Below are 23,246 nucleotides of genomic sequence, written 5' to 3'. Positions count from 1 at the left end.
CACAACCGCCGGCGGCCTACGCCGCTTTCGCCTTGGTGGCGTACATGTCCACGTACTCCTGCCCCGACAGCCGCATGACCTCCGTCATCACCGAGTCGGTCACCGCCCGCAGCACATACCGGTCCCGGTCCATGCCCTCGTACCGCGAGAACTCCATGGGCTCACCGAACCGCACGGTGACCTTGCCCGGCCGGGGCAGCCCCGAGCCGCCCGGCTGCAGCTTGTCCGTGCCGATCATCGCGAACGGCACCACCGGGGCGCCGGTCATCAGCGTCAGCCGCGCGATGCCCGTGCGCCCCCGGTACAGGCGGCCGTCGGGGGAGCGGGTGCCCTCCGGGTAGATGCCGAAGATGTTGTTCTCGTCCAGGATCCGGCGGCCGGTCATCAGCGCCGCGACCCCGCCCCGGCCGCCGTCCCGGTCGACCGGGACCATGCCGACGCCGGTGAAGAACCAGGCCATCAGGCGGCCCTTGAACCCCTTGCCGGTGACGTACTCGTCCTTGCCGATGAAGAAGACCTGACGGTCGCAGACCAGCGGCAGGATCATCGAGTCGATGAACGTGAGGTGGTTGCCGGCCAGGATGACCGGGCCCTCGCCGGGAATGCGCTCCGCGCCCTCCGCCCGGAGCCGGAACATCAGGCGCATGATCGGGCCGAGCACTGCCTTGATGAGCGCGAAGCGGGACAACAGGCCCTCCGGTGTCAAGGGGTTCTCTGGGTTCTCTCTGGATCTGTGCAGGTGAGGACGATACTCGCGGCCCGGGTCGGAATGCACATCGGGCTCACCGCCTCTTACGCACTGTTGACGGTACGTTCACCTGCGCACAAGGCTCGTCACAGCCTGGTGACCGCCCCTGCACGATGTGACGCACATTACGGGCACCACCCGCCGGGCCGGTACGTCATCCGGCGGCACCCCCCTGTTCCGTCCGCGGTCTCCCGGCCGTCATCCCCGCGCCCCTACGATCGGCGCGCACCGACGACACGAGACCAGGCGACACCAGACCAGGAGGCGGTCATTCATGGGGACGCAGCAGCCGGACGAGCGGGCGGCGACGCGGGAGTCCGGCGAGCCGACGGGCGGCGGCACCGGACGCCGGGCGCTGCTCGGTGCCGCGGTGCTCGGCGCCGGGGGAGCGGTCCTCGGCCTGCCCGGCACGGCGGGGGCCGCCGAGGGCGGTGCCGGTACGGGCGGTGTCGGCCAGGGCGGGGCGGGCCAGGGCGGTGCGGCGGGAAGCCGGGGCGCCGGCCACCGGGGCGGCGGTCTGCGCAGCCTGCCCGTGCCGACCGTCATCGGCCACCGGGGCGCCAGCGGCTACCGGCCCGAGCACACCTTCGGCTCCTACGACCTGGCCCTCGACCTCGGCGCCCATGTCGTCGAGGCCGGCGATCTGGTACCCACCCGGGACGGCCATCTGGTGTGCCGGCACGAGCCGGAGATCGGCGGCACCACCGACGTCGCGGACCACCCCGAGTTCGCCGCCCGCAGGACCACCAAGACCCTCGACGGGGTGCCCACCACCGGCTGGTTCACCGAGGACTTCACCCTCGCCGAGCTGAAGCGGCTGCGCGCGGTCGAACGCATCCCGGCCAACCGCCCGCACAACACCCTCTACAACGGCCGCTGGCAGATCCCCACCTTCGAAGAGGTCCTCGTCTGGCAGGACGAGCAGACCCGCAGGCGCGGCCGGCAGGTGTGGATCTACCCGGAGACCAAGCACCCCACCTACTTCCGCGCCCTGGGCCTCGGCCTGGAGGAGCGCGTCGCGAAGCTGCTGCGCCGGCACGGCAAGGACGGCAAGGACGCGCCGGTCATCCTGCAGTCCTTCGAACCCACCAGCATCCAGCGGCTGAACCGGCTCGTCGGCAACCCGCTCGTGGTGCTGCTGTCGGACGCGGGCAGCCGCCCGTACGACTTCGTCGCCACCGGCGACCCGCGCACGGTCGCCGACCTGATCACCCCCGAGGGCCTCAAGGAGATCGCCTCCTACGCGCAGGGCATCGGCCCCACCACCGACCTCGTCATCCCCAAGCGCCCCGACGGCGACCTCGGCCGGCCCAGCACGCTGGTGCGCGACGCGCACGCCGCCGGCCTGGTGCTGCACCCCTACACCCTGCGCAACGAGAACCCCTTCCTGCCGCCGAAGTTCCGCAAGGGCACGGCCCCGGACGCCTACGGCAACTCCTTCGCCGTGTTCCAGGAGTACTTCGCGACCGGCGTCGACGGCATCTTCACCGACAACGCCGACACCGCGCTGCTCGCCCGCGAGGACTTCCTGCGCCGCCGCGGCGTCAACCACTGAACCGACCCGCCCTCGTCGGGGTGAACCCACGGCCGCTTCGGCAACTTCCGCCGGGGCGGCCGCGTCGTGCCGCATATGACACCCGACCTGCTCGCCGCCCTGCGCCCCCTGCTCCTCGCCGAGGCTTCGGCGGAGGCACATGCCGCCGGAACGGAGCCGGGCGACCTGGAACAGGCGGTCTGGCTGCGCCTGCTGGAGCGCCTGGAGGCGGACGGCCCGCCGCGCGACCCGCAGGGCTGGCTGCGCAAGGCCGTCCGCTCCGAGGCGCGCCGCACCCGACGCACCGTCAGCATCGAGCGGCCGTACGGCCTGGAGCCCGCCGAGGACAGCGAGCGAGGCCCCGAGCACCTCGCCCTGGCCGCCGCCCGCGGGCGCGCCCTGCACGAGGCGGTGCGCCGGCTGCCCGGCCGCTGCCCCCGGCTGCTTGAGGCGCTGCTGTCGCCGCGGGACCTCACCTACCGGGAGATCGCGGGGGAGTTGGGTATCTCACAGGGCAGCCTCGGCCCGGAACGCTCCAGATGTCTGGGATGTCTGCGGCGTTTGCTGGCGCCGGAGGTTGCGGCTCGTGGAGCACGGGGATAGGAGTGGGGGACGACAGGTGATCAGGTGAGCGGGAGGCGTGCGCACATGGGCATGAGCGTGACCATCTCTGCGGCGACCGGGCAGGACGCGGAGCAGATTCTCAAGCTGCAGTACCTGTGCTTCCAGGGCGAGGCCGCGCTCTACGGCAACTACCGCATCGACCCGCTGGTCCAGACCCTGGACTCGCTGCGCGCGGAGGTCGCCCGGGACTGCTTCTTCGTGGCCCGGCTCGGGGACGAGGTGGTCGGCTCGGTGCGCGGCCGCCTCACCGAGGAGGGCGCCGCCCGCATCGGCAGGCTCTGCGTCCACCCGCGCCTCCAGGGCCATGGCATCGGCGCCCGGCTGCTGCGCGCGGCCGAGGCGGCCCTGTCCGAACAGCACGGCGCCACCGTGTTCCGCCTGTTCACGGGCCACCGCAGCGAGGGCAGCCTGCGGCTGTACCGGCGGGTGGGCTACCAGATGGTGGGCACCGTCGACAGCCCCGAGGGCGTCCCGATGATCCTCCTGGAGAAGCCGGCCGGCGCGTACGTGGCGACCGCCTAGGCGGGGAGGGGCCGGCGTGCCTTGCGCAGCCAGCGCAGCGCCGACAGGGGCAGCAGCACCGGAATGAAGAGGTACTCCATGCCGTAGTACGACCACACGGTCGAGTCCGCGAACGCGGACGGTTCGACAAGGGTCCAGGTCCCGACCGTCACCACCCCCACCAGCTCGGCGGCGCAGCACACCAGCGCCGTCCGGCGGGCCCTCTCCCCGCCGCGCACCAGCGAGTACGTGATGAAGCCGTAGACCAGCCCGGCCAGCGCCGAGAGCGAGTAGGCGAGCGGGGCCCGGCCGAAGTCGGTGGCGATCTGGTAGACGGAGCGGGAGACCGCGCCGACGACCATCACGCCGTAGAGCCAGACCAGCAGGATGCCCGGGCCGCCGATGAGCCGGGTCCTCGCCGGCTCCTCGCGCACGGTGGCCGTCTCGGCCTCCCCGGATGTCGCCACCTCAGCCTCCCCAGATGTCATAGAGCCGTACCTCCAGGACGGCGAGCACGATCCCGCCGGCCGCGACCGTCACCGAGCCCCAGCGCGTGCGCTCCGCCAGCGACATGAAGCCCGCCGCCGGGACGCAGGCGGCGGCGCCGATCAGGTACGCCACGAAGATCGTCGTGCCCTGGTCCGCCTGCTCGCCCCGCGCCAGCGCCACGATCCCGACCACCAGCTGCACCAGGGCGAGCAGCGAGACCACGGCCATGCCGATGAAGTGCCAGTCCTTCGTCGGCTGGTCGCGGTAGGCCGCCCAGCCGCACCAGGCGGCGAGCAGCAAGGCGGCGACGCCGGTCACCAGCGTCAGGGCAGCAAGCATGCTGCGACCCTATTACGGGCCGAAGACCCCCATCGCGCCCGCCCCGGCGGCGCGGCCGGCCGGGGCGGGCGGACGGCCGTGGCGTTGACCACAGCCCGCCCCGCCGGGCGCACCCGGAGAGGTGGCGGCCGGACACCCACCGGACACCCGCCGGGCCCGCGCCGGCCGTGTCGCCGCTGGTCGGGGGCGTGTCCGGGGAGGTCCGCGGGAGCGCCCCCGGAGTGTCCGCGGCTGTCCAGGATGCGGACAGCGGGACCGTGCCCGCGGCGCCGGTCTGGTTTACTGAGCCCCATGACCACGACGAGCTGCCGCATCCCTGCGACCGAGGCGACCATGACGCCCGGTGCTCGTTGTATGTGTCCTGTGCGTCGAATGCGCGCCTTCTAGAGGGCCCCTGCACCACCCGCCTCGCGCCCCGAAGCGAGAGCCCGCTCATGTCCGCGCCCCCGTCCGGTCCACCCGGCGGCCGCGACCGAGCCTCTGCCCGCGCGCACGTTCCTTCCCGCCACAGCGCGTAGGACGTGCCGCGTTCCGGCCGCACCCGACCATGAACGCCGTGCCCGGCGCCCACGACGCGCCGCGCACTCGACAGTGACGGAAACCCACGTGATCACCACATCGGGCCTCACCAAGGTCTACCGCTCGCGCGGTCGCGAGGTCACCGCCCTCGACGGCGTCGACCTGCATGTCCGCGAAGGCGAGGTGTACGGCGTCATCGGCCAGTCCGGCGCCGGCAAGTCCTCGCTGATCCGCTGCATCAACCTGCTGGAGCGGCCCACCTCCGGCACGGTCACCGTCGCCGGACGGGACCTCACGGCCCTGGCCGGCCGCGGCCCGCGGGCCGGCAAGGAACTGCGGCAGGCCCGCACCCGGATCGGCATGGTCTTCCAGCACTTCAACCTGCTGTCCTCGCGCACCGTGCGGGACAACGTCGAACTGCCCCTGGAGATCCTCGGGAAGTCGGGGAAGGAACGTTCCCGCAGGGCGCTGGAACTGCTCGACCTGGTCGGCCTCGCCGACAAGGCCGGCGCCTACCCCGCCCAGCTCTCCGGCGGCCAGAAACAGCGCGTCGGCATCGCCCGCGCCCTGGCCGGCGACCCCAAGGTGCTGCTCTCCGACGAGGCGACCAGCGCCCTCGACCCGGAGACCACCCGCTCCATCCTCCAGCTGCTGCGCGACCTGAACCGCCAGCTCGGCCTGACCGTCCTGCTCATCACGCACGAGATGGACGTCGTGAAGTCGATCTGCGACTCGGCCGCGCTCATGGAGAAGGGCCGCGTCGTCGAGTCCGGCACGGTCAGCGAACTGCTCGCCACCCCGGGCTCCCAGCTGGCCTCCGCGCTCTTCCCGGTCGGCGGCGAGGCCACCGGCGCCGACCGCACCGTCCTCGACGTCACCTTCCACGGCGAGGCCGCCACCCAGCCCGTGGTCTCGCAGCTCGCCCGCACCTACAACATCGACATATCGATCCTGGGCGCCGCCATCGACACCGTCGCCGGCCTCCAGGTCGGCCGGATGCGCATCGAACTGCCCGGCCGCTACGAGGACAACGTCGTGCCCATCGGCTTCCTGCGCGAGCAGGGCCTGCAGATCGACGTCGTGGGCCAGGAGAGCCCGCTGGTGAAGGAAGGTGCCAAGTGACCTGGTCCGAGATGCAGCCCCTGCTGTCCCAGGCGTGTTGGGACACCCTCTACATGGTCGGCTGGTCCACCCTCGTCGCGGTGGTCGCCGGACTCCCGCTCGGCGTCCTGCTCGTCCTCACCGACCGGGGCGGCCTGCTGCAGAACGTGCTGGCGAACAAGGTCATCGGGCAGGTGGTGAACATCGCCCGCTCGATGCCCTTCATCATCCTCATGGTCGCCCTGATGACCTTCACCCGCTGGGTCACCGGGACCACCATCGGCCGTGAGGCCGCCATCGTGCCGCTGGCCATCGGCGCCATCCCCTTCTTCGCGCGGCTGGTGGAGACCGCCGTGCGCGAGGTGGACGGCGGACTGGTCGAGGCCGTGCAGGCGATGGGCGGCAACACCTGGACCATCGTGCGCAAGGTCCTCGTCCCCGAGGCGCTGCCGTCCCTCATCGCCTCCACCACGACCACGATCGTCGCCCTCATCGGCTACTCCGCGATGGCCGGCACGGTCGGCGCCGGCGGCCTCGGCGACATCGCCATCCGCTACGGCTACCAGCGCTTCGAGACCCAGCTGATGTGGATCACCGTGGCGATCCTCGCCGTGGTCATCTCGCTCATCCAGTTCGCCGGCGACTTCGCCGCCCGCTCCCTGCACCGGCGCGGCGGCCGCTCGGGCCCGGCGCCCAGGCTGCGGCTGCTCAAGCCCGGCGAGCCGGTCGCCGGCGAGGTCGGCAAGGTCGCCTGAGCCGCCGCCCGCGCCGACCCCCCGTCTCCCCGTAACACCCCTACGGGGCCGCACCACCCAAGGAAAGGCACTTTTCGTGCGTAACACCGCCAAGATCACCGCCGCCGCGCTGGCCGCCGGAGCCCTCACCTTCGGGCTCACCGCCTGCGGCTCCGGCTCCCACACGTCCGACGCCGACGCCCCGCTGACGGTCGCCGCCACCCCCACCCCGCAGGGCGAGATCCTCGGCTACGTCAAGGACCACCTGGCGCAGAAGGCCGGCCTCAAGCTGGAGGTCAAGGAGTTCACCGACTACGTGACCCCCAACACGGCCGTCCAGCAGGGCCAGGTCGACGCCAACTACTTCCAGCACAAGCCGTACCTGGACGACTTCAACAAGAAGAACGGCACCGACATCGTGCCGGTGCCCGGCGGCACCGTCCACCTGGAGCCGCTCGGCGTCTACTCCAAGAGCGTCAAGAAGCTCGCGGACCTCAAGAAGGGCGCCACCGTCGCCCTTCCCAACGACACCACCAACGAGGCCCGCGCGCTCAAGCTGCTGGAGGCCAACGGCCTGCTCAAGCTGAAGGCCGGCGCCGGCTACGAGGCGACCCCCAAGGACGTCACCGACAACCCCAAGGGCCTCAAGTTCAAGGAGCTGGAGGCGGCCCAGCTGCCCCGCTCCCTCGGTGACGTCGACGCCGCGGTGATCAACGGCAACTACGCCCTGGAGGCCAAGCTCAGCCCGGCCAAGGACGCCCTGGCCGCCGAGTCCGCCAAGGGCAACCCGTACGCCAACTTCCTGGCCGTGAAGAAGGGCGACGAGAACGACCCCCGGGTGAAGAAGCTCGCCAAGCTGCTCACCTCGCCCGAGGTGAAGAAGTTCATCGAGGACAAGTACGACGGAGCGGTCGTCCCGGCCTTCTGAGCCGCGCCGCGGCCGCCCGCCGCACCGCACGGGGTCCACTTCCGCGGGGAGTGGACCCCGTGGTGCGGCCGGGCCGCCCCATGCTGCATGCTGGACAGTTCAGCAGGCCCTGACGGCATTTCCGAAGGTTACGGAGCGGCGCCATGACTAGCACCTTCCCCAACATCTCCATCAACACGGAGCGGTTGGTGCTGCGCCCTCTCGACGAGGACGACGTGCCCGCACTGGCCGAGATGATGAACGACGAACAGGTCACGGCCTGGACCGACGTCCCCCAGCCCTTCACCGAGAGCGGCGCACGCTCCTGGATCACCGAGTACGCCCCGGCCGAGCGCACCACCGGCCGCGGCCTCGACCTCGCCGTCACCGAGTTCCTCACCCAGCGCCTGGTCGGCATCGTCCAGCTCACCAAGACCAACTGGCACATCAGGTCCACCGAGCTGTCGTACGTCATCGCCCCCTGGGCCCGCGGCGAGGGCTACGCCAGTGAAGCGGCCCTGGCCACCGCCCAGTGGCTGCTCGGCGACCAGGAGTTCGAGCGCGTCGAACTGCGCACCGCCGCCGACAACACCGCCTCCCAGCAGGTCGCCCAGAAGATCGGCTGCATCAGCGAGGGCGTGCTGCGCGGCGCCTGCATAGCCCGCACACGCACCGAGGACGGCACCTGGACCGAGGTGCGCACCGACTTCATCGTCTGGAGCCTGCTGCCCGAGGATCTGGACGGCGCCGGGGACGAACTCGCCGACACCAGCGGATTCACCTCCTTCCCGGACTGGAACTGACCTGCGGGACCGGACCCGGCGGCGGCCCGTCGTGCCGCGCCCCGCGGCCCCACCGGGTAACCTCACGGAGTCCGCCCGCGGACGCCGCCCCCGACGAACCGCGCCCCTGACGACCTGCGACTTCCCCTGGAGACTGACAACGATGGCCGACCGGGTCACGGTGATCGGCTGGGACGGCTCGCCGCTGACCGACGCGGCACGCGGCGCACTGGGCGCCGCCACCCTCGTGGCGGGCGCCCCCCACCACCTGGTCCTGCCCGAGGTGCCCCCCGCCGCCGAGCGCGTCCGCCTCGGCAGCGTCGCCCTCGCCGCCCGCCGCATCGCCGGCCACCGCGGCACCGCCGTGGTGTTCGCCGACGGCGACCCCGGCTTCTTCGGCGTCGTACGGACCCTGCGCGCACCCGAGTTCGGCCTGGAGGTCGAGGTCGTGCCCGCCGTCTCCTCGGTGGCCGCCGCCTTCGCCCGCGCCGGCATGCCCTGGGACGACGCCCAAGTGGTCGTCGCCCACAAGCGCACCCTGCGCCGCGCGGTGAACGTGTGCCGCGCCCACACCAAGGTCGCCGTGCTCACCGCCCCCGGCGCCGGACCCGCCGAACTCGGCCTGCTGCTGGAGGGCGTGCACCGCACCTTCGTCATCTGCGAGGAACTGGGCACCGACCGCGAACAGGTCACCATCGTCACCTCCGACCGGGCCGCCGACCACACCTGGCGCGACCCGAACGTCGTCATCGTCATCGGCGGCGGCCCCGCGGCCGGCGAGGACGGCGGCTGGATCGCCGGGCGCGACCCGGCCGCCGGACCGCGCGGCTGGACGCGGCCCGCGGCGGCCTACGACGGCACGCTCGGCGAGGGCGAGACGGAACTGCTCCGGGCCGCCCAACTCGCCCGCCTCGGACCACGCGTCGGCGACCTCGTGTGGGACATCGGCTGCGGCAGCGGGGCCTTCGCCACCGAGGCCGCCCGCGGCGGCGCCGCCGTCATCGCCGTCGACCGCGATCCGGACGCCTGCGCCCGCACCGAGGCCGCCGCCCGCCGCTTCGGCGTCCAACTCCAGACCGTGCACGGCACCGCCCCGCACGTCCTGGAGGACCTGCCGGAACCGGACGTCGTACGCGTCGGCTGCGGCGGCGCGGCCGTGGTCGCCGCGGTCGCCGACCGCCGCCCCGAGCGCATCGTCGCCCACTCCGCCACCCGCGACGCGGCCGAACTCATCGGCCGCGACCTCACCGAGCACGGCTACCGCGTCGAGTGCGCGCTGCTCCAGGCCGTCGAACTCGACACCCGCGCCTGGACGGAGACCGAGCGGAGCGTCGCGTTCCTGCTCACCGGCGAGATCGTGCGGAGCCGGGCGGCCCGCTGAGGGCCCGCGGACCAGAGCCCCGGACCACGCCCCGTGATCGGTTTGTCGTACCGCGCGCGGTAGGCTGGCCGATCGTTGTACCGCACTGGGTGACCCGGAGCTTCGTTCGGCAATGTCCGGAAAACCCGCCCGTTCTGCCAGGGGTGCGGTACGGCAGAACCGGAGGACGCGCAACGTGGCGCAGTCCACAGCGGACCGTGGCGGATGACGCTGTCGCGGCGGCCGTCCGACCGCGAGAATGCCACTCAATGGCTTTGTCGCCTTTTACGGGCGGGTCGTTCGTGCCGCAGGGCACGGACGCTCGTTCTTCACTGGGGGCGGTCGGTGCGCCGTTCCCGGTGAGCTGGTCGTAGGAGCACTAACCGATGGGCGAGGGGTACGCATGACCGACACCGGCCAGGTCCCGGGCGAGGGACTGCCGGAGAGCGCAGGCATGGTGGAGCAGCCGGGCGTCCCCGCACACGGCGTGTACACCTACCTGTCCGAGTCTCCCGCCGAGGACGAAGACCTGCTGCTGCCGGGCGCCCAGGGCGCCTGGGGCAACGAGGTGCCGCCGCCCGCCCCTGAGCCGGTCGTCGAGGCCGTCCACGAGCCGGGCCCGCACGAGATCTCCGGCCGCGACAGCGGTTCCGTCGACCTCGGCGCCGTCCTGCACCCCGACCCGACGGCGGCCGCGCCGGCCGCGCCGCCGCGCCGCCCGCTGCACCTCGGCCCGGTGATCCCCGACGCCTCCGCCAGCCCGGTCCGCTCCCTCGCCGACCGCGGCCCCGCGGACGCGCCGGTACGGCAGCCCGGACCGCCCGCCGCCGGCCCCGAGCACTCGGACACCGCGCAGGCCGCCGCCCGCAGGAGCGCGCCGCAGGGCGGCGCCCCCTGGGGTGCCCAGGCCGCCGCGACGGCTCCCGTGCCGTCCCAGGCGGAGCCCTGGGGGACGGCCGCGGAAACGGTTGTCCCGGAGGCCGAGCCGGTCGGCCCGGCCCAGGCGACCATGGCCCGACTCGCGGCCCAGGCCACCGCGCCCGCTCCGGCACCGCAGGACATCGCCGACGCCCAGGCACCGGAGGGCGCCGAGCACGCGCACGCGGAGGTTCCCACGACCGGGGACACCGCTCCCGAGGGTGAGGCCACCCAAGCGGCGGAGGGCCTGATCGAGGCCCCGGAGGCCGCACAGGCCCCGGCCGAGACGCAGGCGCCCGAGGCCGCGCGGGCACCGGAGCCCGTCCATGCTGCGGAGCCCGCCCACGCTGCGGAGACCGTCCACGCTGCGGAGTCCGTCGAACCCCCCGCGCCCGCCGAGGCCCCGGCTGACGCCCGGGCGGTCACGGAGGCCGTGGCCCAGGCGCCGGAGCCTGCCCAGGTCCCCGCCGCCGCACAGGCTCCCGAGGCCGCCGAGGCCCCGGTGCCGGACGGAGTCACGGAGACCGCACAGGCCCCGGCCGTGGACGACCCCGCCCAGCCCGCCGGTGCGCCCGCCCCCGAAGAGACCGCCGAGGTACAGCAGACCGCCGGGACCGAGCAGGCGACAGAGGACACGTCCGCGCCCGAAGCGGCCCAGCCCCAGCCGCTCGCGGCCCCCGAGGCCGTACCCGCCCCCGCGGCGGTGGACGCTCCCGCGCCCGTGGACGCCCAGGAGGTCGTACCCGCGCCCGCAGCCGCCGCCGCTCAGCCCGCCGTTCCCGTCGAGGCCGCCCCCGAGTCCGGCGAGGCCCCCACGGCGGAGCAGCCGCAGCCGGTGGCCCCCGAGGTTCCGGTCGCGGCGGACCCGGCGATCCCGGCCTCGGCCGACGCGACCGGTACGGACGCACTCCCGGCCACGGAGACGCCCGCAGCCCCGGAGCCGGCCGCGCCCGCCGCGCCCGCCGCGCCCGAAGAGCAGGACCAGGCCGCCCCGGCCCCCGCCGCCGAGGCCGCCCCCCTGGACGGACCGGCCGCACCGGCCGACCCTCAGCCCGTCACCCCGGTGATCGAGCCCGAAGCGGCCCCGGTCGCACCAGAAGCCCCGGTCGTCGTCCCGGAGGCCCCGGACGCAGCGGTAGCGGCTGACGCGGCGGCGGAGGAGGCGGAAGCCCAGGCCCCCGCCCCGGCCGAGCCCGCTCCGGCCGACCCCGCCCCGGCCGAGGCAGCCCTGCCCGCGACCCCCGAGCCTCCCAAGGCCCCCGCCCCCGCCCCCGCCGCGCCCGAGGCCCCCCAGACCCCCGACACGGTGCTCCCCGACACCGCGGCGCTCCCGGAAGCGGCCACCCCCGAGAACGCGCCGCCCGCCGACGCCCCCCTCGGCCAGTTCGTGCCGGTCGAGGGCTCGGTGCCCACCACCCCGCACCTGGCACCGACCCCGCCGCACCCCCTCGTCGTACCGGCGGAGCAGGCCCCCCAGGCCCCCGTGGCCACGGTCCCCGCCCCCCGCGACGGCGCCGCCGCCCCCGTCGCTGCCACTGGGGAGCCGGACCCCGAGGTGGCCCAGCGGGCGGACGACCTGGCCACCCGGGACGCCGACCAGGAAGAGCAGCAGGACCGGCCCGTGGAGCAGCACGCGGACCAGCGCACGGACCAGCACCAGGAAGAGAGCCCGGCCGCGGTGGCCCAGGCACCGCGGCCCACCGGCCCGGCCGCGCCCGGCTACGACGAGGCCGAGCGCGAGGCCGTGCTCAAGGTGATGCGCGAGCGCCGCGACATCCGCAACGGCTTCCGCGGCGACCCCATCCCGCACGAGGTGCTGCTCCGCGTCCTGGAGGCCGCCCACACCGCGCCCAGCGTCGGCCACTCCCAGCCCTGGGACTTCGTCGTCATCCGCTCCGCCGAGACCCGGCGCGCGATGCACGAACTGGCCATGCGGCAGCGCGACGCGTACGCCAAGTCGCTGCCCAAGGGCCGGGCCAAGCAGTTCAAGGAACTGAAGATCGAGGCCATCCTCGACACCCCGGTGAACATCGTCGTGACCGCCGACCCCACCCGCGGCGGCCGGCACACCCTCGGCCGCCACACGCAGCCGCAGATGGCGCCGTACTCCGCCGCGCTCGCGGTCGAGAACCTCTGGCTCGCCGCCCGCGCCGAGGGCCTCGGCGTCGGCTGGGTCAGCTTCTTCGACGAGCGGGAGATGGTCCGCGCCCTCGGCCTGCCCGAGCACCTGGAGGTCATCGCCTACCTGTGCGTCGGCTACGTCGACGAGTTCCCGGACGAGCCCGAGCTGATGCAGGCCGGCTGGTCCAAGCGGCGCCCGCTGTCCTGGGTCGTGCACGAGGAGACGTACGGCCGCCGCGCGCTGCCCGGCGAGGACCCGCACGACCTGCTCGCCGAGACCGTCGCCGGGATCCGCCCGCTGGACGCCAAGGCGCTCGGCGAGGCGTGGGAGCGGCAGAAGCGGATGACCAAGCCGGCCGGGGCGCTGGGCATGCTGGAGATCATCTCCGCGCAGCTGGCCGGTCTGTCCCGGCAGTGCCCGCCGCCGATCCCGGAGCCCGCGGCCGTGGCGATCTTCGCCGGTGACCACGGGGTGCACGCCCAGGGCGTCACCCCCTGGCCGCAGGAGGTCACCGCGCAGATGGTGGCGAACTTCCTCGGCGGGGGAGCGGTCTGCAACGCGTTCGCGGCCCAGGTGGGTGCCGAGGTCTGCGTCGTCGACGTGGGTGTCGCCGCCGACCTGCCGGCCACCCCGGGCCTGCTGCCCCGCAAGATCCGCGGCGGCACGTCCGACATGACCACCGGCCCCGCGATGACCCGCGAGGAGGCCAAGAAGGCCATCGAGGTCGGCATCGAGACCGCCCGTGATCTGGTGGCCGCCGGCAACAAGGCGCTGCTCACCGGTGAGATGGGCATCGCGAACACCACGGCGTCCGCGGCGCTCATCTCGGTGTTCACCGGCGCCGACCCCGCCGAGGTCACCGGCCGGGGCACCGGCATCAACGACGAGACGCTGGCCCGCAAGACCGAGGTGGTCCGCCGCGCCCTCGACGTGCACCAGCCCGACCCGGCCGACCCCATCGGGGTGCTCGCCGCGGTCGGCGGGTTCGAGCACGCGGCCATGGTCGGCCTGCTGCTCGGCGGCGCCTCCCTGCGTACGCCGGTGATCCTGGACGGCGTCAGCGCGGGCGCCGCCGCGCTGGTCGCCCGGGCGATCGCGCCCGAGGTGCTCGCCGCCTGCATCGCGGGCCACCGCAGCGCCGAGCCCGGGCACGTCGCCGCCCTCAACAAGCTCGGCCTGCGTCCCCTGGTCGACCTCGACCTGCGCCTGGGCGAGGGCACCGGCGCGCTGCTCGCGCTGCCGCTGGTGCAGAGCACGGCGCGGGCGATGCACGAGGTGGCGACGTTCGACTCGGCGGGCGTCACCGAGAAGTAGCCGGTACGGCGGGGCCGGCGGGCGCGTTCCCCCGCGCCCCCGGACCCGCCGACGCCGACGCCCGACGCCGACACCCGACGCCGAAGCGGACGCCCTGCCCGGCCACCGGTGTACGCGGAGGCCACCGAGGCCGCCGGCACCGCCGTACGACGTCACGGGCCGGGAGCCGACTCACGGGTCGTGGGCCGTGAGCCGACCCACGAACCGTGGGCCAGGGGCCGCCCGCCCGCCGCCCACCCCGACGCCACCCCCGGCCCCGCCGTACCCTGAACCCACGTCTAAAATCCGAATCCGCACGTCAGGGCCGCTCCGGAGCCGTAGCGCCCGGCGCCCAGCCGTACCGCTTCCCCACGCCGCACCGCCGCGGCCGCCCGGACGAGGAGCCGCACCGCCATGGCCGAACACCCCGCCTACCCCGTAGGCCTCCGTCTGAGCGGCCGCCGCGTGGTCGTCCTCGGCGGCGGCCAGGTCGCCCAGCGCCGCCTCCCGGCGCTCATCGCGGCCGGCGCGGACATCGTCCTCGTCTCGCCCGAGGCGACCCCGTCGGTCGAGGCCATGGCGGACGCCGGCGAGATCGCCTGGCAGCGCCGCCCGTACCGGGAGGGCGACCTTGCGGGCGCCTGGTACGCCCTGATCGCCACCAGCGACCACGGCGCCAACACCCGCGCCTCCGCCGAGGGGGAGGGGCACCGCGTGTGGTGCGTGCGCGCCGACGACGCCGAGGCGGCGACCGCCTGGACCCCGGCCACCGGCCACAGCGAGGGCGTCACCGTCGCCGTGCTCACCGCCGGCACCCGTGAGCGCGACCCCCGGCACACCGCGGCCGTCCGCGACGCGATCGTGGCCGCCCTGCGCGACGGCACCCTCGGTGCCCCGCACCACCGCACCCGCACCCCCGGCGTCGCCCTGGTCGGCGGCGGCCCCGGCGACCCCGACCTGATCACGGTCCGCGGGCGGCGGCTGCTGGCCGAGGCCGACGTGGTCATCGCCGACCGGCTCGGCCCGCGCGACCTGCTCGCCGAACTCCCGCCGCACGTCGAGGTGATCGACGCCGCGAAGATCCCCTACGGCCGCTTCATGGCTCAGGAGGCCATCAACAACGCCCTCGTCGAGCACGCCCGGCAGGGCAAGTCGGTGGTCCGGCTCAAGGGCGGCGACCCCTATGTCTTCGGCCGGGGCATGGAGGAGGTCCAGGCGCTGGCCGAAGCCGGCATCCCGTGCACCGTGGTCCCCGGCATCTCCAGCTCCGTCTCGGTCCCGGGCGCGGCCGGCATCCCGGTCACCCACCGGGGCGTGGCCCATGAGTTCACCGTGGTCAGCGGGCATGTGGCCCCCGACGACGAACGGTCCCTGGTCGACTGGCCGAGCCTGGCCAGGCTCACCGGGACGCTGGTGATCCTCATGGGCGTCGACAAGATCGGCCAGATCGCCGGGACCCTGGTCGCCCACGGCAAGGCGCCCGACACCCCGGTGGCCCTGGTCCAGGAGGGCACCACGGCGTCCCAGCGCCGCGTGGACGCCACCCTCGCGACCGTCGCCGCGACCGTACGCGACCAGGGCGTGAAGCCGCCGGCCGTCATCGTCATAGGCCCGGTCGTCACGGTCGGCCCGCGGCCCGCCGAGTAGCCCCGGGCGCCCCGCCCCCGCTCCCCACCCCCCTTCCTCCAGGACAAGGCAGTAACACCCCGTGGCCGAACCGATCACCATCGAGGACCCCGACGACCCGCGGCTGCACGACTACACCGGCCTGACCGACGTCGAGCTGCGCCGCCGCCGCGAACCCGCCGAGGGCCTGTTCATCGCCGAGGGCGAGAAGGTCATCCGCCGGGCCCGCGACGCCGGGTACGCGATGCGCTCGATGCTGCTGTCCGCGAAGTGGATCGACGTCATGCGCGACGTCATCGACGAGCTGCCGGCCCCCGTCTACACGGTCACCCCGGAACTCGCCGAACAGGTCACCGGCTACCACGTGCACCGCGGCGCCCTCGCCTCCATGGGACGCAAGCCGCTGCCCACGGCGGCCGGCCTGCTGGGCACGGCCCGCCGGGTCGCGGTGCTGGAGTCCGTCAACGACCACACCAACATCGGCGCCATCTTCCGCTCCGCCGCCGCGCTCGGCATGGACGCCGTCCTGCTCTCCCCGGACTGCGCCGACCCGCTCTACCGGCGCAGCGTCAAGGTGTCGATGGGCGCGGTCTTCTCCGTGCCCTACGCCCGCCTCGACGTCTGGCCGGGCGGCCTGGGAGCGGTCCGCGAGGCCGGTTTCTCCCTCCTCGCCCTCACCCCCGCCGAGCAGGCGAAGTCCCTGGACGAGGTCGCCCCGCACCGCAGGGAACGGGTCGCCCTGATGCTCGGCGCGGAGGGCCAGGGCCTGTCCCGCCGCGCCCTGGCCGCCGCCGACCAGTGGGTCCGCATCCCCATGTCCCACGGCGTCGACTCACTCAACGTCGGCGCGGCGGCCGCGGTCGCCTTCTACGCGGTCGCCACGGGCCGCCCCGAAGCCTGACACCCACCGACCGGCACGCCACCCCTCGGGACGCAGACCACGAGGCCCCCCACCTCCTGCCGCGCAATTTCATGTGACGCGTACGCCGCTGCCCTCGCCACCACCGGCCGCCCCGAGGGTGTGACCCGGCAGCCGCGCTACGCGCCGCCCGCGCCGGTCGAGCCGTACGCCCCGGAGACCACCGGACGCCCCGAGGTCCCCGGCACCGCCGGTACATGCTCCCGAGCGATGCGCACGCCGCCCCCGCCGTCGCCGCCGAGCCCCCGCGAGGGCCCCTGGCAGCCCTGTGCCGCCGCGATACCGAGGGCGACCAGCAGGGTCACCACCACGAACACGAACAGCCGCTGCCGCAGCAGCCGGGGGTTGGCGGGCCGCAGGCCGGTGGACGTGCTGCGCGGCCGTGGCCGTCCCGCGCCGCCGCGCGGAGCCGGGCGGCCGCCGCCGGTCCGGGAACCGTTGCGGGAGGCCGGGATCGGCCGCGCGCCACCCGGCCGGGAGGGCGCGCCGCCGTTCGCGCGCGACGGCGCACCGCCCCGCGAGGACGCGGGCGCGCCGCGCGGAGCGGGCGTACGGGGAGCCGCGCCGGCAGGGGAGCCCTGCGGGCGGCGCCGGCCCCGCGGCGGCTCACCCTGCCCGGCCCGCTGCTGCTCGGGACGGCCGCCGCCGCGCCGGTCCGGGTAGGAGGCGCGCATCGGGTCAGGACAGGTGTCGGCCAGCCGGCCCGTCGGCCGGTCCGCCTCGGCGGCACGCGGCGCGGGCGGCCGCAGCTCGCCCAGCCCCTGCGCCTCGCGCGCGGCGATCTCCTTCAGCCGCAGCGACAGCTGCAGCGTGCTCGGCCGTTCCTCGGGGTCCTTCGCCAGGCAGGCCCGCACCAGCGGAGCCAGCGCGTCCGGTACGCCCTGCAGATGCGGTTCCTCGTGCACCACGCGGTACAGCATCACCTCGGAGCTGCCGTGCCCGAACGGCGAGTCGCCCGTCGAGGCGTACGCCAGCGTCGCCCCCAGCGAGAACACGTCGGTGGCCGGGGTGACGGCGGCGCCGCGCACCTGCTCCGGGGCGAGGAACCCGGGCGAGCCGACCGCGGTGCCCACGTGCGTGAGCGTGGAGGCGCCGGTGGCCCAGGCGATGCCGAAGTCGATGATCCGCGGCCCCTTGGGGGACAGCAGGATGTTGGACGGCTTGAGATCCCGGTGCACCACACCGGCCTCGTGCACCGCGACCAGCCCCTCGGACAGGGCGGCCCCGATCGAGGCGGCCTCCGCCGCGCCCAGGGCGCCGTCGTCGGCCACCTTGTCCTGGAGCGAGGGCCCGGGCACGTACTGCGTGGCGAACCACGGGCGGTCCGCCTCCAGGTCCGCGGCCACCAGCCGTGCCGTGCAGCCGCCCCGGATCCGCCGGGCCGCCGACACCTCGCGCGCGAACCGGGAGCGGAACTCCTGGTCCTCCGCCAGATCCGGCCGGATCACCTTCAGCGCGACCCGCTGGCCCTTCCGGTCGGAGCCGAGGTAGACCACGCCCATCCCGCCCGCGCCGAGCCGTCGGTGAAGCCTGAACGAGCCGACGACGCGCGGGTCCTCGCGCCTCAGGCGCATCATCGCCATGTTCATCCCCGCTGCCCGGTCCCTGTGACGAGCCACAGCTTACGTACCCCGGGCCGCTCGCGCGCAGAGGCCGCGCCCTCTCGCCCCGATCGATTGTCAGTGCCGGGCGCGAGAGTTGAGGGACGGTCAGCGCACGAGTCCGCCGCACCGTCCGGTGCCGGCCGGGAGGCCAACCACCGGACACCGGGGGCGGATTGGCCACCGGAAGGATCACTGCGGACGCCCGGACGCGGCCGTCCGCTCCCCGCCGGCCGGGCACGGGCGGACACCGGCCCGAGCGGTCCGGCGGCGACGCGGGGCGGTGCGTCCGGGCTCCCCGGAAGTGAGCGAAGTCACCGTACGGGGGCGGCGCGCGCCGGGCACGGAGGGCGCCCCTTCCGGGAAGACCCCGAGACCCGGGGCCGCGTCTCCACCCAGGGGAGTAGTCCCCGGGCCGCCCCTCATCCTCCTGGAGGCCACCCGATCGGTACGAAGGCATGACGCCCGGCGTCCGCCCCCCACCTAGATTTGAGGTCAAGCGGCGGGTGCAGCGCTCGTCCCCCGAGGTCAGACACCCGCCGCTGCCGAAGGACAACCGAGACGGTCAGGAGAGGGACCATGGCCCACACGGCACCGCGGACACCGTTCCGCACCACGGGACGCCTCGCGCGCCCCCGCCGCACGGGCCGTCGCCACCCCCTGGTGGCGACCGTGATGGCCCTTCCCCTGGCGGCCCTGCTCCTGCTCGTCTTCGACGGCTGGAACACCGTGGCCACACAGGCGTCGTCCGTGGGAGAGATGCTGGGGCGCTGAGCGGCGCTCCCAGGCCCGGAAGAGCGGTCCGGGCGGGGACATCGACCCATGAAACCCCGTGGGGACGGGGGTGCGGCGGACGGCACGATGCCGGCGCAGCTAGGGAGCTGCGCCGGCATTATTTTCACCCCCTCCTTCCCGTGGCCCACGCGCCCCCGACCGCCGACGCGGCCCATCGGCTACGGCCCGTCAGTTACGGCCCATCAGCCACGGCCCGTCAGGTGCACGAGCCGCACCCCCGTAAGCTCACGGTCGCCGCCGACCCCCAGGGAGCCCCGTGACAGCCGACGCACTGCTGCCCGCGCTGACCACGCGATCCGCCGGAGCGGCTCACGGCGGGGTGGCCCATGGCGGAGCGGCCCCGGACGGGACGCCCCCCGACGGGACGACCCACCCCGGCGCGGCCGGCTGCCCCTGCGAGGCGGCCGTCCTCGCCGACCGGTCCGACGCCACCGTCGTCCGGCACGGCGGCATCGTCGCGAAGGCGCACGCCGACGGCACCGACCCCACCGCTCTCGCCCGCCGCCTGGCCACGGCCGCCCGCCTCCCCGGCATCCTGCTGCCCCCGCTCGCCCCCACGGCGGAGACCCTGCACGGCCGCCTGGTCACCCTCTGGCCGCACGGCACCCCCGTGGACCCCGAGCGACCCGAGGCCGCGCCCTGGGAAGCGGCCGCCACCCTTCTTGCCCGGCTGCACCGCAGCCCCGCCCCGGCGGGACTGCCCGCCATGCGCGGCCCCGCCAAGGCCGCCCGGGCGGTCGCCCGCCTGCGCGCCACCGCCCCGGCGCATCCCGCCGCACCGGCCGTCCTGGGCGCCTGGGCCACCCTTCCCGCCTGGGCCCGGGCCGAGGCGCCCCTGCCCGACTCCGGCACCCTCTGCCACGGCGACCTGCACCTCGGCCAGCTCGTCCGGCACCCGGCCCCGCACGGCCCCTGGCTGCTGATCGACGTCGACGACCTCGGCACCGGCGTGCCGGCCTGGGACCTGGCGCGCCCGGCGGCCTGGTTCGCCTGCGGACTGCTGCCGCCCGAGGAGTGGACCCGCTTCCTCACCGCCTACCGGGCGGCGGGCGGCCCGGCCGTCCCCGCGGCGGGCGACCCGTGGCCCGCACTGGACACCGCCGCCCGCGCGCTCACCGCGCAGACCGCCGCGCTGGCCCTGGCCAAGGCGAGTGCGGCGGGCCGCCCGCTGGACGAGGCCGAGCAGGCCGTCGTGGACGCCTGCGACCGAATGACCGGCGTCCCCGCCGAGTTGGGGGACGGCGCGGCCCCGTAGGGTGCAACCGACCGCGGCCGGACGGAGTCTGTCCAGGCGGTACCCGAAGCAGAAGAACAGACGCGGTAGAAGAAGCAGACGAAGCAGAAGAAGCAGACGAAGCAGCACACGACGGCGAGGAGTCGAGCCGATCATGCAGTGTCCCAAGTGTCATGCGCCGATGCACACCTACAACCGCAACGGCGTCCAGATCGAGCAGTGCAGCGGCTGCCGCGGCATCTTCCTCGACTACGGCGAGCTGGAGGCGCTGACCCGGCTGGAGGCGCAGTGGTCGCAGCCCATGCCGCCGCCGCCCGCCCCGCAGGCGTACCCGGCCCCGCCCGCTCCCGTCTGGGGCGCCCCGCACGGCGGTCACCACGGGCACCACGGACACGGCCACCACCACAAGAGCTTCGGCCGCATGCTCTTCTCCTCCTGATGCCCTGCTCCCTCTGATCTTCCGATCCGGGGGAGCGGGCACGACGAAGCCCCCGGCCGTACGGAACGGCCGGGGGCTTCGTGGAGTGTGGACGATACTGGGATTGAACCAGTGACCTCTTCCGTGTCAGGGAAGCGCTCTCCCGCTGAGCTAATCGTCCTGGGACCATGACCACGCGGAGAACACCGGTCAAGTCGCTCACCGGAGCGGATCATGGGCACTGCGTGCGCGATACTGGGATTGAACCAGTGACCTCTTCCGTGTCAGGGAAGCGCTCTCCCGCTGAGCTAATCGCGCGGGTGGAAGCCCTCGGGCTTCAGTGGACGATACTGGGATTGAACCAGTGACCTCTTCCGTGTCAGGGAAGCGCTCTCCCGCTGAGCTAATCGTCCTTGGAGGTGGAGACGGGATTTGAACCCGTGTAGACGGCTTTGCAGGCCGTTGCCTCGCCTCTCGGCCACTCCACCAGGAGTGCAGGGGACCGGGAGTCCCCTCTTCCTGCGAGCGGACGACGAGGCTCGAACTCGCGACCTCAACCTTGGCAAGGTTGCGCTCTACCAACTGAGCTACGTCCGCCTGTCGTTTCGGACCGCTTCCGCGTCCCGGCGACGTGTTGAACTCTAGCGGATTCCCGGGCCAGCACAAAAACGCGTTTGTGCAGCGTGCTGCGGTGCGTCCCGGCGAGGACCCGGCCGGGCCCCCGGGAGGTCGCGCCCCGGCCGCCCGCCGGACACCCGCCATAGACTCGGCCACGTGCACGACCTGCCCCCTCTCGCCCGCTTCGGCGAGCGCCTCGCCACCGGCCTGACCGACGTCACCGCCGACCCCGCGGCCCTGGACTCCACCGGCTTCTGGGCCGTCGCCGCCGACTACGAGGGCCGGCTGACCTGCGCCCGCTTCCGCGACGTACGCCACGCGCCCGTGCCCGCCCCGGCGCCCGGCGGATGGCGCGGCCCGGCCGCCGGGGACTGGACGTCCTCCCTGGACCGCGCCGCGTACACGGCGGCCGTGCGCCGCATCCGCGCGCACATCGCGGCCGGCGAGGTCTACCAGGTCAACCTCTGCCGGGTGCTGTCCGCGCCGGTCGGCCCCGGCGCCGACGCCGACGCGCTCACCGCCGTCCTGGCCCGCGGCAACCCGGCGCCGTACGCGGGAACGATCCGCCTGCCCGGCCACGGCGTGGAGATCGCCACCGCCTCCCCGGAACTGTTCCTGCGCCGCACCGGGCGGACCGTCGAGTCCGGGCCGATCAAGGGCACCGCCCGCACGGAGGCGGAACTGCTGGCCAAGGACCACGCCGAGAACGTGATGATCGTCGATCTGGTCCGCAACGACCTCGGCCGCGTCTGCACCACCGGCAGCGTCACCGTCCCCGACCTGTGCGCCGTGGAGAAGCACCCCGGCCTGGTCCACCTCGTCTCCACCGTCCGCGGCGAACTGCTCCCCGGCGCCGGCTGGCCGGAGCTGATGGCCGCCGCCTTCCCGGCCGGCTCGATCACCGGCGCCCCCAAGTCGAGCGCCCTGCGGATCATCGACGCCCTGGAGACCGCGCCCCGCGGCCCCTACTGCGGCGGCATCGGCTGGGTCGACGCCGACCGGGGCACCGGCGAGCTGGCCGTCGGCATCCGCACCTTCTGGATCGAACGGGCACCCGGCGGCGCGGCCCTGCTGCGGTTCGGCGCCGGAGCGGGCATCACCTGGGACTCCGACCCCGAGGGGGAGTGGCGGGAGACCGAACTCAAGGCGGCCCGGCTGCTCGCGATAGCGTCGGGAACGCACCAGAACAGCGCAGAAGGACGGCAACGGTGAAAATCTGGCTCGACGGCGGGCTGCGGGACCTCGACTCCGCCCGCGTCTCCGTGTTCGACCACGGCCTGACCGTGGGCGACGGCATCTTCGAGACGGTGAAGGCGACCGCCGGGAAACCGTTCGCGCTCACCCGCCACCTGGACCGGCTGACCCGCTCGGCACGCGGCCTCGGCCTGCCCGACCCCGACCACGACGAGGTCCGCCGCGCCTGCGCCGCCGTCCTCGACGCCAACCCCGTGCCGCTGGCCCGGCTGCGCATCACCTACACCGGCGGCCACGGCCCGCTCGGCTCCGACCGCGGCGACAGCGGCACCACCCTCGTCGTCGCCCTCGGCGAGGCCGGCCGCCGCCCCGACACCACCGCCGTCCTCACCGTCCCCTGGACCCGCAACGAACGCGGCGCGGTCACCGGCCTGAAGACCACCTCCTACGCCGAGAACGTGGTCGCCCTCGCACACGCCCACCGGCACGGCGCCTCCGAGGCCCTGTTCGCCAACACGGTCGGACAGCTCTGCGAGGGCACCGGATCGAACGTCTTCGTCGTCCTCGACGGCGAGATCCACACCCCGCCGCTCGCCTCCGGCTGCCTCGCCGGCATCACCCGCGCGCTCGCCGTCGAGTGGACGGGCGCCCGGGAGACGGACCTGCCGCTGGACGTCCTGGAGCGCGCCGATGAAATCTTCCTCACCTCCACCCTGCGCGACATCCAGGCCGTGCACCGCGTCGACGACCGCGAACTGCCGGACGCGGCGGGCCCGGTGACCGCCAAGGCCATGCGGATCTTCGACGAGCGCGCGGGCGACGACCTGGACCCGTGACGGCCCGCGTATCCGGCTGACCCGGGGCCCGCGC

Annotated in this window: 20 protein-coding genes and 5 tRNA genes; 16 read left to right on the top strand and 9 right to left on the bottom strand. The window is 74.5% G+C overall.

What is annotated here, in order from left to right; all coding sequences use genetic code 11:
* Positions 1-16 precede the first annotated feature (16 nt).
* The gene (locus tag ABZ858_RS26115) at positions 17-688 is read right to left on the bottom strand and encodes a lysophospholipid acyltransferase family protein (protein WP_361383253.1); all 672 of its coding nucleotides are present in this window, start codon (positions 686-688) and stop codon (positions 17-19) included.
* Positions 689-1,022: 334 nt separating this feature from the next.
* On the opposite strand from ABZ858_RS26115, the gene ABZ858_RS26110 reads away from it, so the two are divergent.
* The 3 genes from ABZ858_RS26110 to ABZ858_RS26100 all read left to right on the top strand — a co-directional run bounded on the left by ABZ858_RS26110 (position 1,023) and on the right by ABZ858_RS26100 (position 3,428).
* Positions 1,023-2,303 carry a glycerophosphodiester phosphodiesterase gene (locus ABZ858_RS26110; protein ID WP_361383250.1) on the top strand — a complete coding sequence of 427 codons (1,281 nt, stop codon included), beginning with the start codon at positions 1,023-1,025 and terminating at the stop codon, positions 2,301-2,303.
* A gap of 75 nt (positions 2,304-2,378) precedes the next feature.
* A complete protein-coding gene (locus tag ABZ858_RS26105) occupies positions 2,379-2,885 on the top strand; it encodes a sigma-70 family RNA polymerase sigma factor (RefSeq protein WP_361383247.1) in 507 nt (168 codons plus the stop codon).
* Positions 2,886-2,930: 45 nt separating this feature from the next.
* Positions 2,931-3,428: a GNAT family N-acetyltransferase gene (locus ABZ858_RS26100; protein ID WP_361383316.1), complete on the top strand. Its 498-nt coding sequence runs from the start codon at positions 2,931-2,933 to the stop codon at positions 3,426-3,428.
* Here ABZ858_RS26100 and ABZ858_RS26095 read toward each other — a convergent pair.
* Positions 3,425-3,895 carry a hypothetical protein gene (locus ABZ858_RS26095; protein WP_361383244.1) on the bottom strand — a complete coding sequence of 157 codons (471 nt, stop codon included), beginning with the start codon at positions 3,893-3,895 and terminating at the stop codon, positions 3,425-3,427. The genes ABZ858_RS26100 and ABZ858_RS26095 overlap by 4 nt on opposite strands.
* Positions 3,876-4,235 (bottom strand): hypothetical protein, encoded by a 360-nt coding sequence (locus ABZ858_RS26090; RefSeq protein WP_361383241.1) that lies wholly within the window; start codon positions 4,233-4,235, stop codon positions 3,876-3,878. The genes ABZ858_RS26095 and ABZ858_RS26090 overlap by 20 nt, the downstream gene beginning before the upstream one ends.
* Positions 4,236-4,841: 606 nt before the next feature.
* Here ABZ858_RS26090 and ABZ858_RS26085 point away from each other — a divergent pair.
* The 8 genes from ABZ858_RS26085 to ABZ858_RS26050 all read left to right on the top strand — a co-directional run bounded on the left by ABZ858_RS26085 (position 4,842) and on the right by ABZ858_RS26050 (position 16,498).
* Positions 4,842-5,876, top strand: a complete 1,035-nt coding sequence (locus ABZ858_RS26085; RefSeq protein WP_361383239.1) for an ATP-binding cassette domain-containing protein — start codon at positions 4,842-4,844, stop codon at positions 5,874-5,876.
* Positions 5,873-6,610, top strand: a complete 738-nt coding sequence (locus ABZ858_RS26080) for a methionine ABC transporter permease (protein ID WP_361383236.1) — start codon at positions 5,873-5,875, stop codon at positions 6,608-6,610. The genes ABZ858_RS26085 and ABZ858_RS26080 overlap by 4 nt, the downstream gene beginning before the upstream one ends.
* Positions 6,611-6,686: 76 nt before the next feature.
* A complete protein-coding gene (locus ABZ858_RS26075) occupies positions 6,687-7,517 on the top strand; it encodes a MetQ/NlpA family ABC transporter substrate-binding protein (RefSeq protein ID WP_361383233.1) in 831 nt (276 codons plus the stop codon).
* Between the two features lie 143 nt (positions 7,518-7,660).
* Positions 7,661-8,299, top strand: coding sequence for a GNAT family N-acetyltransferase (locus ABZ858_RS26070; protein ID WP_361383230.1), 639 nt, complete (start codon positions 7,661-7,663; stop codon positions 8,297-8,299).
* A 142-nt stretch (positions 8,300-8,441) separates the two neighbouring features.
* On the top strand, positions 8,442-9,659 hold the full coding sequence (gene cbiE / locus ABZ858_RS26065; RefSeq protein ID WP_361383227.1) for a precorrin-6y C5,15-methyltransferase (decarboxylating) subunit CbiE: 1,218 nt from the start codon (positions 8,442-8,444) through the stop codon (positions 9,657-9,659).
* A 382-nt stretch (positions 9,660-10,041) separates the two neighbouring features.
* On the top strand, positions 10,042-13,992 hold the full coding sequence (gene cobT / locus ABZ858_RS26060; RefSeq protein ID WP_361383224.1) for a nicotinate-nucleotide--dimethylbenzimidazole phosphoribosyltransferase: 3,951 nt from the start codon (positions 10,042-10,044) through the stop codon (positions 13,990-13,992).
* Positions 13,993-14,385: 393 nt separating this feature from the next.
* Complete coding sequence (cobA, locus tag ABZ858_RS26055) at positions 14,386-15,618, top strand: uroporphyrinogen-III C-methyltransferase (protein WP_361383221.1); 1,233 nt, start codon at positions 14,386-14,388, stop codon at positions 15,616-15,618.
* Positions 15,619-15,679: 61 nt separating this feature from the next.
* Complete coding sequence (locus ABZ858_RS26050) at positions 15,680-16,498, top strand: RNA methyltransferase (protein WP_361383218.1); 819 nt, start codon at positions 15,680-15,682, stop codon at positions 16,496-16,498.
* 137 nt (positions 16,499-16,635) lie between these two features.
* Here the strand turns inward: ABZ858_RS26050 and ABZ858_RS26045 are convergent, their stop codons facing one another.
* Complete coding sequence (locus tag ABZ858_RS26045; RefSeq protein ID WP_361383215.1) at positions 16,636-18,105, bottom strand: protein kinase; 1,470 nt, start codon at positions 18,103-18,105, stop codon at positions 16,636-16,638.
* A gap of 591 nt (positions 18,106-18,696) precedes the next feature.
* On the opposite strand from ABZ858_RS26045, the gene ABZ858_RS26040 reads away from it, so the two are divergent.
* From ABZ858_RS26040 to ABZ858_RS26030, 3 genes are all read left to right on the top strand, one after another.
* Entirely contained in the window at positions 18,697-18,891 is a 195-nt protein-coding gene (locus tag ABZ858_RS26040) for a hypothetical protein (RefSeq protein ID WP_361383212.1), read from the top strand.
* Positions 18,892-19,168: 277 nt separating this feature from the next.
* Positions 19,169-20,167: a phosphotransferase gene (locus tag ABZ858_RS26035; protein ID WP_361383209.1), complete on the top strand. Its 999-nt coding sequence runs from the start codon at positions 19,169-19,171 to the stop codon at positions 20,165-20,167.
* Between the two features lie 133 nt (positions 20,168-20,300).
* A complete protein-coding gene (locus ABZ858_RS26030; protein ID WP_361383206.1) occupies positions 20,301-20,585 on the top strand; it encodes a zf-TFIIB domain-containing protein in 285 nt (94 codons plus the stop codon).
* An 88-nt stretch (positions 20,586-20,673) separates the two neighbouring features.
* Here the strand turns inward: ABZ858_RS26030 and ABZ858_RS26025 are convergent.
* The 5 genes from ABZ858_RS26025 to ABZ858_RS26005 form a co-directional block, all read right to left on the bottom strand.
* Positions 20,674-20,745, bottom strand: a tRNA-Val gene (locus tag ABZ858_RS26025).
* A gap of 65 nt (positions 20,746-20,810) precedes the next feature.
* Positions 20,811-20,882, bottom strand: a tRNA-Val gene (locus tag ABZ858_RS26020).
* Between the two features lie 23 nt (positions 20,883-20,905).
* Positions 20,906-20,977, bottom strand: a tRNA-Val gene (locus tag ABZ858_RS26015).
* A 1-nt stretch (position 20,978) separates the two neighbouring features.
* Positions 20,979-21,052, bottom strand: a tRNA-Cys gene (locus ABZ858_RS26010).
* Between the two features lie 36 nt (positions 21,053-21,088).
* Positions 21,089-21,161 (bottom strand) — tRNA-Gly (locus tag ABZ858_RS26005).
* 177 nt (positions 21,162-21,338) lie between these two features.
* Between ABZ858_RS26005 and ABZ858_RS26000 the strand changes: the two genes are divergently transcribed.
* Positions 21,339-22,394, top strand: coding sequence for a chorismate-binding protein (locus tag ABZ858_RS26000; RefSeq protein ID WP_361383203.1), 1,056 nt, complete (start codon positions 21,339-21,341; stop codon positions 22,392-22,394).
* Positions 22,391-23,212 carry an aminodeoxychorismate lyase gene (locus ABZ858_RS25995; protein ID WP_361383200.1) on the top strand — a complete coding sequence of 274 codons (822 nt, stop codon included), beginning with the start codon at positions 22,391-22,393 and terminating at the stop codon, positions 23,210-23,212. Before ABZ858_RS26000 ends, ABZ858_RS25995 begins: the two co-directional genes overlap by 4 nt.
* Positions 23,213-23,246: the final 34 nt, after the last annotated feature.

Origin of the sequence: Streptomyces sp. NPDC047017 (assembly GCF_040644175.1) — a bacterium.
Classification (GTDB): Bacteria; Actinomycetota; Actinomycetes; order Streptomycetales; family Streptomycetaceae; genus Streptomyces.
This window is presented reverse-complemented; position numbering and strand designations above follow the sequence as displayed.

What these genes read in the sequence shown, in the direction of transcription:
- ABZ858_RS26110 (WP_361383250.1), top strand. Translation starts at nt 1,023, where the DNA reads ATGGGGACGCAGCAGCCGGACGAGCGGGCGGCGACGCGGGAGTCCGGC.
- ABZ858_RS26105 (WP_361383247.1), top strand. Translation starts at nt 2,379, where the DNA reads ATGACACCCGACCTGCTCGCCGCCCTGCGCCCCCTGCTCCTCGCCGAG.
- ABZ858_RS26100 (WP_361383316.1), top strand. Translation starts at nt 2,931, where the DNA reads ATGGGCATGAGCGTGACCATCTCTGCGGCGACCGGGCAGGACGCGGAG.
- ABZ858_RS26095 (WP_361383244.1), bottom strand. Translation starts at nt 3,895, where the DNA reads ATGACATCTGGGGAGGCTGAGGTGGCGACATCCGGGGAGGCCGAGACG.
- ABZ858_RS26090 (WP_361383241.1), bottom strand. Translation starts at nt 4,235, where the DNA reads ATGCTTGCTGCCCTGACGCTGGTGACCGGCGTCGCCGCCTTGCTGCTC.
- ABZ858_RS26070 (WP_361383230.1), top strand. Translation starts at nt 7,661, where the DNA reads ATGACTAGCACCTTCCCCAACATCTCCATCAACACGGAGCGGTTGGTG.
- cbiE (WP_361383227.1), top strand. Translation starts at nt 8,442, where the DNA reads ATGGCCGACCGGGTCACGGTGATCGGCTGGGACGGCTCGCCGCTGACC.
- cobT (WP_361383224.1), top strand. Translation starts at nt 10,042, where the DNA reads ATGACCGACACCGGCCAGGTCCCGGGCGAGGGACTGCCGGAGAGCGCA.
- cobA (WP_361383221.1), top strand. Translation starts at nt 14,386, where the DNA reads ATGGCCGAACACCCCGCCTACCCCGTAGGCCTCCGTCTGAGCGGCCGC.
- ABZ858_RS26045 (WP_361383215.1), bottom strand. Translation starts at nt 18,105, where the DNA reads ATGAACATGGCGATGATGCGCCTGAGGCGCGAGGACCCGCGCGTCGTC.
- ABZ858_RS26040 (WP_361383212.1), top strand. Translation starts at nt 18,697, where the DNA reads ATGGCCCACACGGCACCGCGGACACCGTTCCGCACCACGGGACGCCTC.
- ABZ858_RS26030 (WP_361383206.1), top strand. Translation starts at nt 20,301, where the DNA reads ATGCAGTGTCCCAAGTGTCATGCGCCGATGCACACCTACAACCGCAAC.